Raw genomic sequence first — 12828 nt, 5'->3', positions numbered from 1 at the left:
ATCAGCCATTCACTGCCTTTCTCAATGCCTGTTCAAGGTCATAAATGAGGTCGTCTACATCCTCTATTCCTACAGAAACTCTGATCATGTCCGGGGTCACACCTGCAGCCCGCTGCTCCTCTTCGGATAACTGAGCATGGGTGGTACTTGCAGGATGGATCACTAGAGATTTGGCATCAGCCACATTGGCCAAATGCGAGAATATCTCCAGGCTATTTATAAACCTCTTACAGGCTTCTATATCACCCTTTATGCCAAAGGTAAATATCGACCCCGCTCCCTTAGGGAAATATTTTTGTGCCAGTTGATAGTACTTATTCCCTTCAAGGTTTGGATAGTTGACCCATGAAACCGCAGGATGGGATTTCAAAAATTCCACAATTTTGCGGGTATTTGATACATGTTTCTCCACCCTCAATGAAAGCGTTTCAAGCCCCAACAAAAGGAGAAAAGAGTTAAACGGGCTTATGCAGGCACCTGTATCCCGCAGCAGTTGAGCTCTAGCTTTCATGATATACGCCGCAGCACCAAAAGCCTTAGTATATATTAGCCCATGATAACTTGGGTCGGGCTGTGTGAGGCCCGGAAATCTTCCGCTGGCTTCCCAATCAAATTTCCCCGAATCAACTATCACTCCACCTATGGATGTACCATGCCCGCCTATGAACTTGGTGGCTGAATGTACCACTACATCTGCCCCATATTCTATAGGCCTTATCAGATAAGGGGTACCAAAGGTATTGTCAACGATAAGAGGTACGCCATTGTCATGAGCAATTTTGGCTACCACCTCAATATCAATGAGATTTATGCCTGGATTCCCTATTGTTTCAATAAATATGGCCTTGGTTTTATCGGTTATGGCCTTCCTGAAATTTTCCGGATCATCGGGATTTACAAATATCACCTTTATGCCCAGCTTGCTGAAAGTGGCTGAAAACAGATTGTATGTCCCTCCATACAGTGTGCTGGCAGATACTATCTCATCACCTGCTGAGGCAATATTTAAAATAGCGTACGTGATAGCCGCAGAACCTGAGGCAACAGCTAATGCCCCAATACCACCCTCCAAAGCTGCCATCCTCTTTTCAAAAACATCAGTTGTGGGATTCATGATCCTGGTGTATATATTGCCCTCTTCTGCAAGAGCAAATAGCCTAGCAGCGTGTTCTGTATCCTTAAAGACATAAGATGTGGTCTGGTAAATAGGCACAGCCCTTGCTCCTGTAACTGGATCAGGTATTTGGCCCGCATGGACCTGCAATGTGTCAAAACCGAGCTTTCTTTGGTTCACTTGTATCATCCCCCCTAAAATAAGGTATAAACTTGACTAACTACAGATTTTATCTACCTTGTTATGCACTGCGGCTGCTCAAAAAAACATAACTATAGCCAATTTTCAAATAAACTTAGCCTAAATTGATGCCGCGAGTTGCTGACAAAATTTGAAAACAGAGTTCTTATGGCTTCAAATATAGTAAATTAATGAGGATGTCTCTATCATCTTTCTGTATTCATTTACCAGATCTTCGATGGTTAAGGAATTCAACACCCTGTTAATTCTATCATTTATCTTGCTCCAAACGTTTCTCTCCAGAAATTTTTCCATTGTATCCTGCAACCCGGTCTCCTTCTGCGGCGGTTCCACCACCGAAAGCTCACCTTCCAGCACCCTAAGCACATCTCCCACCGTGGTGCTGGCGCTATCACATGCCAGGATGTAACCACCGCGCGAGCCTTTGACGCTCTTTACCATACCTGCTTTTTTAAGGGCATTGAACACCTGCTCGAGATACTTTTCCGAGATCCCTTGCCTTTCGGCTATGCTGCTGAGCGCCGTATATCCCCCTTTTGAATACACAGCCAAATCGACAACCGCTCTCAGCCCATACCTACCCCTGGTGGATATTTTCATTTTAGCTTTCTCTTTGACCCTCCTTTCTTTCTAATAAGCACGCCTTCTATTTATCTCTACTAATCCTATATGAATAATGTCATTTATAAATATTACTACACTTATTTTGGATTGTCAAACATATTTTTTTAAAAAGGTTCATTTGATTTTTTGCCTCCTAACTGGACATACTAAAGATGCTTATAACTCGCCATTGTAAGGAGGAATTTCTTATGAACCAAACTGCGCTACCCAAAGTAGCATACTTTTGTATGGAGTACGGCCTTGACCCATCATTCCATATATATGCCGGTGGGCTGGGCATACTAGCCGGAGACTACCTAAAGGTAGCAAAGGAATATGACATGCCTATCATTGGAGTAGGAATAAGGTGGAGGCAAGGGTACACCCATCAGGAAATTGGAAAAGACCTCAAGCCCTACGATATATTCCATGACTATGAATACGATTTTCTCAAAGATACCGGCGTAAAGGTTACTGTACAGGTTCAAAACCGACAGGTAGTATGCAAAGTATGGAAAGTTGACACATTTGGCAATGCCCCCCTTTATCTGTTGGATGCCTATCTTCCCAAAAACGAAGACGCATGGATTACTAGTCAATTATACGGGAGAATGGGTGAAGAGAGGATTGCTCAGGAGATCGTCCTCGGAATAGGGGGGGTTAAAGCCTTAAAGGCCATGGGAATACAACCCGACGTATATCATTTTAACGAAGGGCATGCCGTTCTGGCAGGCCTTGAGCTTATAAAGCAAAACATGTCGGCTGGCATGCCTTTTAACAAAGCTTTAGAAACGGTCCGGGATAAAATCGTATTCACCACCCATACCCCTGTCGTAGAAGGCAATGAATCCCATCCTTTAGAACAGCTGATGTATATGGGAGCCAATAATGGGTTGAGTTATGAACAACTACAGGTCATCGGTGGTTCACCATTTAATATGACGGTGGCGGCCTTAAGGCTATCAAGAATATCCAATGCCGTATCGCAGCTCCACTGCCAAACCGCAAACAACATGTGGAAACATGTGAGCAACAGGTCGGAAATCATCGGCATAACCAATGGCATACATATCCCTACTTGGGTAGACAACAACATGCTGCTAGCAGCCGAGGGACACGGAAATCTATGGGAATGTCATATGACTAACAAAATGAAACTGATAAGGTTTATCAAGGAAAAAACCGGCATAATGCTGGATCCGGAGGTACTCCTCATAGGATTTGGAAGGAGAGCAACAGCCTACAAGCGCCATGACCTTATATTTAAAGACCCAAATACAATATTCCCTTTACTCAAAAACAAAAAGCTACAGATCGTGTTCTCGGGAAAAGCCCATCCTATGGATAATGTAGGCAAAGAAATTATAACAAACATAATCAAGATATCGAAACAATTCCCGGAATCAGTGGTTTTTTTAGAAAATTATGACATGAACATTGGTAAATTGCTTACCAGGGGTGCCGACGTATGGCTCAACAACCCTCGCCGACCCATGGAGGCCTGCGGTACTTCTGGGATGAAAGCCGCCATGAATGGGGTACTAAATTTAAGCATTCTAGACGGCTGGTGGGCAGAGGCATGTGAACATGGCATAAACGGCTGGCAGTTTGGGGACGGTTTTACCAATATAAATTATGCGGTTCAAGATTCTCATGATTCAAAAGCCTTATACCACGTTCTTATCAATGAAGTAATACCCACCTACTACCATAATCGCCAAAAATGGATCGACATGATGAGAAACAGCATACTCAGCACCAAGGACAGATTTAACATTAAAAGAATGATGGATGAATACTATTCGCGGATGTACATTAAAAACAACTAGACAACTCGAAGCTGCAAAAAGATTAGCATTTAAATGAGGCACTAAGAATTGCCTCCTGTGAGCTGTTAAGTTTATCCCATTGACAGCAAACAACTTCATCCGCACATTGATATTATTCCTGTTTGCTGGTATCATATTAAGGAAGACAAAGCCTTTGTAAACGAGGATGATTTTTATGGCTCTATGCATGTTTGACAACAATTACCATATGTTTGATGTAACGCCAGTAGAAAACCTGTTTATCCAAGAATTTATGCTAAAAGCCCCGGGCGATTTTGTAAAGGTATATCTTTACGGGCTCAAGCAGTGCTATTACCCTGAATACGCCGAAAATTCACTGGAGGATTTCGCACGAGCGTTAGAACTTGATCGCGAAGTTGTTATAAATGCTTTCCGTTACTGGGAAAGACAGGGTATATTGAAAATTATTGAAAAAGAGGATGGAAAGTTCGCTGTACAATACTTCAATATAAAGGATATCATGTACAACAAAAATCTGAGTGTTGAAGATACTCTTTACAAGTACAGAGATTTCAACCAAAACCTCCAGCTGATCTTCGATAAACGGCTGCTTACACCGCAGGAGTACCTCAAAATATACGATTGGCTGGAGGTCCTCCAACTGCCCAAAGAAGTGGTGCTCATGATGATACGGTTTTACATATCAAAGAAAGGCCCTAACATTAGCATCAACTACCTCGACAAGATAGCACAGCAATGGGCCAGGGAGGGAATAAACACTCTGCAAAAAGCCGAAGAGTACATAGAGAGCTGTGAATCGTGTTATCAGGATACCACCGCTGTGCTGAAATACCTGGGAATCCATAGAACGCCTACCAAGGCCGAACTGGAGCTTTACAAAAAATGGCGGGATATCTGGGGATTTTCGCTGAACGCCATACTGCAAGCCTGCAAGGAAACAACCAAAACCAGTTCGCCCAGTTTGGGGTATCTGGACAAAATACTGGAAAACTTTAATAGGCTGGGGCTCAAGACGCCCCAGCAGATAAACCAATATCTGGAAAACAGAGAAACCATCATGAGCAGAATAAAGGAAGTACTTTTTGAGCTGGGATACAAGGATACCACCCCCACTCCCGAGTACCAGGCCTTTTACATGAAATGGACAGGCCAGTGGCAACTACAGCACGAGGTTATTTTGATTGCCTGCAAACAATGCGTCCGCAAAAAGCTGGATACCAGCTTTGAAACGGTAGATGTCATGCTAAAACGCTGGGTAGAAAAGGGCCTGCGCACAAAAGAAGATATCAAGGAGTACCTTAAGAGAAGACAAAAGCTTAACGAACAGATACAGGCAGTCCTTGAACGGGTGGGCGAAGAGAGGTCTGTCACGCCGGCGGATCGCAAGCTATTCCTGAAATGGACCGAAGAATGGAAACTGCCCTACGAACTTATACTTCAGGCTGCTGAATATTCAGTTATAGCCGAAAATAAACTTTCGTTCATGAACAAAATCCTCTACAGCTGGTATAATAGCGGTATAAGGACGGTTGAGGAGGCCAGAACCGATCATGAACGCCATTTGAAAGGGCTGTATTTGGTAGCACAAAACAAGTCCTTGAAAAAACAGGTGGATTTCAGTAAATTCGAACAGCATACTTATACCGATGAAGAGCTGGAGTTTCTGTTTGAGGACATCGAAAACGGCTAATTTTTGGGGGCACTTGCTATGAAAGAAGTGATTCTCAAGGAGATATTGAAGGAGTATGAGGATATACGCCATCAGGAGGAAGAAGTTCTAAAACAAAGGGAAAACCACATAATGCAAGTAATACCTGAAATCGCTGATATGCGCCGTGCTTTGGTGGAACTGATGGCACGGCGCTCCATGGAAATAATACGGAACCCAAACAGTTTTAGCCAAGCGCTGGATGATCTGGAACAAAGGATACAAGAGCTAAAACGGAAAGAAAAAGAACTGCTTGTTGAGCACGGCTTCCCCCCTGATTACCTGTCCATTCACTACCGTTGTCCAAAATGCAAGGACACTGGATACACGGGAGACCTCATAAAGGAAAAATGCTCCTGCCTTGTTCAAAGGCTCGTTGAAAAAACCTATCAATTGTCCGACATAAAAGAGCTGGAACAGCAAAACTTTGACACCTTCAACCCACAGGTATTCCCCGACATACCCCTTGAAGGCAGCCGGCTGACCCAGAGGGAGTACATGGTCCAGCTTAAAAACCGTCTTATGGAATATGTCAGCGAATTCCCTAACAACCAGAGAAAGACCATACTCTTCTCGGGCAAGACAGGGCTGGGCAAGACCTTTTTGCTCAACTGCATGGCAAAGGCCATCCTGGACAAAGGATATACCGTCATGCGTATCTCGGCATACAAGCTGTTCAACCAGCTGTTCCTCAGCGCTCTGCAGGATAACGAGCAAAACCAGTTCCTGTTTAACTGCCTGTTTGAAGTGGACGTGCTCATCATCGATGACTTGGGCACCGAAACCCAAAGAAACAACTTTACCTCGGAGGATTTATTCAACATACTAAATGAACGCCTGATACAGCAAAAACACACGTTTTTATCCACTAACCTGGGCCTTTCTGAGATAAAGGAACGGTATTCTGACCGAATTGCATCGCGCCTTTTTGATACATCCAATACCATGCTGATAAAGTTCATGGGCCAGGATATACGGATAAGGGGCAAAAGCTAATTATCTTTCATATGACAAAATTTATGATAACTTTATATTGATTTACCATAGAACTGCTTTGCTCGCTATAAAAAGAAACTCCTTTTAGCTTTATTGCTATAAAAAGGAGCTTCTTTTTAATGGATTCCCACCATAAACCTATTCTATCCCTGCTAAGCTTAGTTTATCAGCAAAATGACAACTTACAAAATGTTCTTTACCGTTCTTTCCTATATTTATTAGAGAAGGATACTCTTGTTTGCATATATCCTTAGCATAAGGGCACCTTGGATGGAAATAACATCCGCTGGGTGGGTTGGAGGGGTCTGCCACCTCTCCAAATAAAAGCTTTTTGGTTTCTCTATATTTGGGATCCGGCTTTGGTACCGCAGCCAATAATGCCTCGGTATATGGATGCTTTGGATTCTCAAATAGTTCTTCCGTTTCTGCAATTTCCACTATCTTTCCCGTATACATTACAGCCACTCTATCGCTTATATGTTCTACCACCCCCAAATCATGGGAGATAAATAAATATGTGAGATGGAATTTTTCTTGTAAATCCTGCAAAAGATTTAACGTCTGGGCTTGAATAGACACATCCAATGCTGATACCGGTTCATCACATACTATCAATCTCGGATTTAAAGCCAATGCCCTTGCTATCCCTATACGCTGGCGTTGCCCACCACTAAAAGCGTGAGGATACCTTATCATATATTCTGGTCTCAATCCTACTGCCTTCATCAATTCCGCAACTCTGTCTTCTAATTCTTTACCTCTTGCTACTCCATTTACCAACAATGGTTCACCTATTATATCCCTTACTGTCATTCTTGGGTTCAATGAAGAATATGGATCCTGAAATATCATCTGCATATGTTTTCTTGTTTGTTTCAGTTCTTTTCTATTTAATTGTAGTATATTTATTAAATTACCGTTTATGTTAAACAAAATTTCGCCTTCCGTCGGCTCTATCGCTCTGAGAATAGCTCTTCCTGTAGTAGTCTTGCCACTACCAGATTCGCCAACCAATCCTAAAGTCTCTCCTTCTTTTATATAAAAACTTATATCGTCTACTGCTTTTACCTCTCCTACCTTCTTCCTCCAAAACCCTTTTTGAATAGGAAAATATTTCTTTAAACTTTTTACCTCCAGTAATACATTGCCACCCATTTTCATCTACCTCCGTATAAAAAGCAACTGACCTTATGTCCTGGGGTTATCTCTATCTCTGGCGGTTCCACTTTATCACATTTGCCCTTCATATATGAGGGACACCTTGGATGAAATCTACATCCCGTAGGCAAATTATAGGGATCTGGCACCATACCCTCTATGGACTCCAATCTCCCTTTAACTTTCTCTCCTACTTTAGGTATGGATTTCAACAATGCCACAGTGTATGGATGTTTTGGATTATAAAAAATCTCATTTAACGGCCCGCTCTCAACTATCTTTCCCAAATACATGACCGCTACATCATCTGCCATTTCAGCTATTACTCCCATATTATGGGTAATCAACATTGTCGCCATTCCCATTTCTTTTTGTAGATTCTTTATAAGGTCTAAAATTTGTGCTTGTATAGTAACATCCAGAGCCGTTGTTGGTTCATCTGCTATTAAGAGGCTTGGATTGCTGGATATAGCCATAGCTATCATTGCCCGCTGACGCATTCCGCCTGAAAGTTCAAAAGGATATGCATCTACCCTTTCTTCTGGTTTTGGTATCCCTACTCTTCCCAACAAATCTATCGCTATTTTTCTCGCCTGCTCTTTTGTAACATTTTGATGTAATAGGATGGCTTCTATTATCTGATCGCCTATGGTATATACAGGAGCAAGGGCAGTCATTGGTTCCTGAAATACCATTGCAATCTCTTTACCCCTTATATCCCTAATTTCTTGGCCTTTAGGATTAAGTTTAACCAAATCTACAGAGCCATCTTCTCTGTAAAGTGTAATTTCGCCTTCAACGATTTCTCCCCGTGGAGGAAGAATCCTTAAAATAGATTGAGCAGTTATGCTCTTACCACATCCAGATTCACCTACCACTCCAAAAGTTTTGCCTTTTTCTATCTTAAAATTAACCCCATCTACAGCTTTAACTACACCCTCGTCAAGAAAAAAGTAAGTTCTAAGATTTTTAACTTCTAACAAAACATTATCTCCCATGGGATTATCCTCCTTATCTTGAATAAGGATCTGCTGCATCTCGCAAACCATCACCTAAAAAGTTAAAAGAAAGGACAGTTACTATTATGAAAAACGCAGGAATAAGCCTCCAAGGATAATGAGCCACGGCAATTACCTGCTGTGCATCCTGAAGCAGTACGCCCCAGCTAATGGCCGGCGGTCTCAATCCCAACCCTATGAAGCTTAAAGATGTCTCCCCAAGTATCATGCCAGGTATAGAAAGAGTAATAGAGGCTATCAAATGACTGGCAAAAGACGGCAACATGTGCCTGGTTATTATCCTCCATTCACTAGCACCAATTAACCTTGCTGCTAAAATGAAATCCTCTTCTCTCAAACTCAGCAACCTGCCACGTACCACTCTTGCCAGACCACCCCAGCCTACGAGAGAAAGTATTATAGTAATAGCAAAATAGGTTCTTATAACTGACCAATTTTGTGGAATGGCTGCTGATAATGCCATCCATAATGGAATAGTTGGGATAGACACGAGGAAGTCTATAGTGCGTTGAATAACCTCATCAATAGTTCCTCCGAAATATCCCGAAATCCCTCCAAGCAGCGTTCCCAAAATAAAGCTTAAAAAGACCCCCACCAAGCCAATAGTTAACGATATTCTCGCCCCATATATAACCCTTGAAAACAAATCTCTGCCTAATTCGTCGGTCCCAAACAGAAAGACCGGACCATCTTCAGACCCAAATAAATGCAAGTCACTTTCAAATAAACCCCACAATTTGTATTTACTCCCCCTGACAAACAACCGAATACCATACTTTTTACTTTTATCTTCAACAAAAACCTTGCGAAAAGTCTCCATGTCCATTTCTTGCTTCATCCCATATACAAATGGTCCTCGGAACCCTTCTTCTTTAGAATAAAAACGTACCAGTTGAGGAGGCGCATTCTTATAATCTTCAAACCGCTCCCATGGATCGTAGGGCGCTATAAACTCACAAAAGAGGACAATGATATAAAGGAAAGCCAAAATACACATGCTTACTATGGCCAATTTGTGTCGTTTAAATTTCCACCACATCAATTGCCATTGCGAGGCCAAAAATAACTTCTCATCTTTTTTAATTTCTTCTTTTTTTCTTCTAGCGAGTTTAGTAAATGATTGCATCATTATTTCCCCCCTGTATTCCCATATCTGATTCGAGGGTCAGCCCAGGCCAATAAAATATCAGAAATCAAAGTACCTACCAAAGTGAGGGCTCCCATTATCAAAATTAGGCTTCCTGCAAGATACATATCCTGAGCCAAAAGCGCTTGCATGAGCAAAGGACCTATAGTTGGCAGATTCAGAATTATAGATGCTAAAGATTCACCAGAAAAGATGGCCGGCAATGTCCAGCCAATAGTGCTAATCATTGGATTCACAGCTATGCGAATAGGATATTTAATCAATAATCTCGTCTCCGACAAACCTTTGGCCCTGGCAACGGTTACATATTGTTTTCTCAATTCATCCAGCAAGTTCGCTCTCATAGTGCGGATATTCCCCGCTATCCCCGAAACTGCAATAATTACCACTGGCACCCATATGTGTTTTAGCATATCCAAAATCTTAGCTAAACTCCAAGGAGCATCCACAAACTGCTGAGAGAAAAGGCCGCTAATGTATATGTCAAATTTGGTATACGCAAACCAAATAACCAATAAAGCCAACAGAAAGCCAGGTATCGAAACGCCAATAAAGCCTATAAATGTGAAGATATAGTCAAATATCGAATACTGTTTAACGGCTGAATAAATTCCAATAGAAACGCCTATAATCCATACAAACACAATCGAAAACAATGAAATCACAACACTTAAAGCCACTCTCTCTTTAATGAGTTCAACAACTGGCCTATTCCACCGGAAAGAACGGCCAAAATCCCCGTGTAAAATTATATTTTTAATCCAGGTAACATACCGGATATGCAGCGGTTTATCCAAAGCGTATTGTTTAACTAATCTGGCAACTTCCTCCTCGCTGATTAAAACTCCAGAACTCTTTAACTGTTCTATGTAGACCGTTAAGAAATCTCCTGGGGGAAGTTCGATTATAATAAAGACGATAATGGAAAGGATAAACAGCAATGGGATCAAAGATAAAAATCTGCGAATCACATAACCAGCCATATCCAGTCTCCTTTCTTTTCCCCTGGATGGTGGGATGACCACCATCCAGGGGAGTTGTGACTATTCACCATAGAAAAGTACCTCGCCAGCAAAATTGGCCATAATTTGATATCCCTTCTCCGGAACATTCTTTATCCTATTGGAAACAATTAAAGGAATCATAACGTCTTCAACAGGTACAATCAGGAAGAGAGAATCGTGCATTGCCTTTTCCCACTCGTCCATATAAGTTCCTATTTCTTCAAAGCTTTCACTTGCTCGTATTTTCCGGTAAAGTTCAAATACAGGCTTAAGTGAATCAGGCGGCTCTATTCCCTCTTTGCCGAATCTGGTATACCATTTATGGAAACCGTCTGAAACCTTATAACGATCATTTAGAAATACCCACTCTAACATGTAAGGATTACCCTGCGCCACAGGCAAATCAAACCAGCTCGAAACAATGACTTGAGTTTCATTCGCCTGTACACGCGAACTCAACAGTGAAGACTCTACTTGCTTCATCGTCGTATATATGCCTATATTTTTCCAGTATTCAACCAGTAACTCAATCATCGGTATGAAGTCGGTAGCTGGAGCGCTTGTTTCTATTAAAAGTTCCATCCTTTTTCCATCGGGTCTTAACCGCCAGCCTTCAGAATCTCTCTTATCCAATCCCATGCTGTCTAGTAATTGATTTGCTTTTTCAGGATCATACTCGCTGGGCGTTATTTTTGATGGAGAGGCAAAGCCGTGATAAACTGCGTCTATTATTTCCTCGCGATTGATGGCTAAGTTCAAAGCCTGTCGAAATCTCGTATCCCACACTATCTCACGCCATACGGGATCCGGATTGCTATAGTTAAACGTAATCGGAATGGGGCAATGGAATTTTAGAGGTATTACCCTATAACCGCCTTTCTTCTCATTCTCTTTATATAGAGCTACCTCGGTTATGGATACCGCCTGGCGCGCTAAATCAACTTCTCCTCCCATTATCTTCATAGGAAGCATATCCACCGTAGTAACCGTATCCGCCCTAATCTCATCTATATATGGCAACTGGTTTCCTGCAGCATCCACCTTCCAGTAATAGGGATTCCGCCTCAGTATTGCCACTTGAGCACTCGGCATATCTACCAACATATAAGGAGCCAAAGTCGGGCATCCAATTCGAGTTTTCTCTAATGCCCCTCCTCCCCAGGAATAGAGGCTATATAACCTATACCATTCGTTTTCTCCTAGACCATTCTCCTCCAATAAAGGCTTTAATTCTTCTAATGGAGTATATTTAATGTGAAACTTTTTCATATAATGGCTAGGTTGGAGCAGAGGCCCAGAATCCCATGTCTGCCAATGAAGACTTAAAGTGTAGGGAAACAATGCGTATGGTTCCTTAAATTTAATACGGAACGTATACTCATCTACTATCTCCAATTCACAGGGTGTACCATCTGGATTTGCAAGCCAGGTAGGAAAAACTGGAGTAAGTTCTTCATTTAACAGAACGTCTTCGTACGCAAAACGAACATCTTCTGTCGTCACCGGATGACCATCCGACCATTTTAGCCCTTTTCTCATATAAAAAGTGAAAACTTTTCCATCTTCAGACATATCAAAGTCCTTTAAAACATTACCTACGGGTTTTTCTCCTGGAGTACCAAAGCCAGGCTGATTCAATAACGGTTCACGTGAAATAGCCCACCATTCTCCACCACCTGGACTGCCAGGGTTAACTATCCTTAATGTTCCGCCATACTTGCCTATTTCAAGTTTAGGCAAATTGTCAACAGGTACTTCCGTGCCCTCCACATAAACTAACGGTTCCTCAGGCAATCTCTCTTTTACGGGTGGCAATTTTCCTTCCTTTACTAATTGAGCTAGCATTGGGGCTTCTTTAAAACCCTCTATTTTTTCCTCCCCGGCGTTTTCTGTTTTCTTCTGTGTATCTTCTGATTGTACTTCTTTTCCAACATTTTCTTCAGGAGTGTTTTCCTGTTCTTTAGAAGTTGTCCCTGCTTTACATCCACTGATGGAAAGAATGATAACAAACAGAGAAACCAACACTAATGCAATTGTCTTTCTAATTTTCATTTTACCTCCTCCTTT

10 protein-coding genes are annotated in these 12828 nt (G+C 41.9%); 3 read left to right on the top strand and 7 right to left on the bottom strand.

The window, feature by feature from the left end; translation table 11 throughout:
- Window position 1 precedes the first annotated feature (1 nt).
- Both JOD02_RS06605 and JOD02_RS06600 read right to left on the bottom strand, forming a co-directional pair.
- The gene (locus JOD02_RS06605; protein WP_204488104.1) at window positions 2-1294 is read right to left on the bottom strand and encodes a homocysteine synthase; all 1293 of its coding nucleotides are present in this window, start codon (window positions 1292-1294) and stop codon (window positions 2-4) included.
- 174 nt (window positions 1295-1468) lie between these two features.
- On the bottom strand, window positions 1469-1915 hold the full coding sequence (locus JOD02_RS06600; protein WP_204488103.1) for an RrF2 family transcriptional regulator: 447 nt from the start codon (window positions 1913-1915) through the stop codon (window positions 1469-1471).
- Between the two features lie 212 nt (window positions 1916-2127).
- On the opposite strand from JOD02_RS06600, the gene glgP reads away from it, so the two are divergent.
- The 3 genes from glgP to JOD02_RS06585 all read left to right on the top strand — a co-directional run bounded on the left by glgP (window position 2128) and on the right by JOD02_RS06585 (window position 6433).
- Window positions 2128-3747 (top strand): alpha-glucan family phosphorylase, encoded by a 1620-nt coding sequence (gene glgP / locus JOD02_RS06595; RefSeq protein ID WP_204488102.1) that lies wholly within the window; start codon window positions 2128-2130, stop codon window positions 3745-3747.
- A 175-nt stretch (window positions 3748-3922) separates the two neighbouring features.
- Window positions 3923-5419, top strand: a complete 1497-nt coding sequence (locus tag JOD02_RS06590) for a DnaD domain protein (protein ID WP_204488101.1) — start codon at window positions 3923-3925, stop codon at window positions 5417-5419.
- Window positions 5420-5437: 18 nt separating this feature from the next.
- Window positions 5438-6433 (top strand): ATP-binding protein, encoded by a 996-nt coding sequence (locus tag JOD02_RS06585; protein ID WP_204488100.1) that lies wholly within the window; start codon window positions 5438-5440, stop codon window positions 6431-6433.
- Between the two features lie 138 nt (window positions 6434-6571).
- Here JOD02_RS06585 and JOD02_RS06580 read toward each other — a convergent pair whose 3' ends face one another.
- The 5 genes from JOD02_RS06580 to JOD02_RS06560 are packed head-to-tail and all read right to left on the bottom strand — an operon-like array spanning window position 6572 to window position 12813.
- The gene (locus JOD02_RS06580) at window positions 6572-7588 is read right to left on the bottom strand and encodes an ABC transporter ATP-binding protein (RefSeq protein ID WP_204488098.1); all 1017 of its coding nucleotides are present in this window, start codon (window positions 7586-7588) and stop codon (window positions 6572-6574) included.
- A gap of 2 nt (window positions 7589-7590) precedes the next feature.
- Window positions 7591-8589 (bottom strand): ABC transporter ATP-binding protein, encoded by a 999-nt coding sequence (locus JOD02_RS06575; RefSeq protein ID WP_204488096.1) that lies wholly within the window; start codon window positions 8587-8589, stop codon window positions 7591-7593.
- 13 nt (window positions 8590-8602) lie between these two features.
- On the bottom strand, window positions 8603-9739 hold the full coding sequence (locus JOD02_RS06570) for an ABC transporter permease (protein ID WP_243426389.1): 1137 nt from the start codon (window positions 9737-9739) through the stop codon (window positions 8603-8605).
- A complete protein-coding gene (locus JOD02_RS06565; protein WP_204488094.1) occupies window positions 9739-10740 on the bottom strand; it encodes an ABC transporter permease in 1002 nt (333 codons plus the stop codon). Before JOD02_RS06565 ends, JOD02_RS06570 begins: the two co-directional genes overlap by 1 nt.
- A gap of 60 nt (window positions 10741-10800) precedes the next feature.
- Entirely contained in the window at window positions 10801-12813 is a 2013-nt protein-coding gene (locus JOD02_RS06560) for an ABC transporter substrate-binding protein (RefSeq protein WP_204488093.1), read from the bottom strand.
- Between the last annotated feature and the right edge of the window lie 15 nt (window positions 12814-12828).

It is taken from the genome of Caldicoprobacter guelmensis (genome assembly GCF_016908415.1).
Taxonomy (GTDB): Bacteria; Bacillota; Clostridia; order Caldicoprobacterales; family Caldicoprobacteraceae; genus Caldicoprobacter; species Caldicoprobacter guelmensis.
This window is presented reverse-complemented; position numbering and strand designations above follow the sequence as displayed.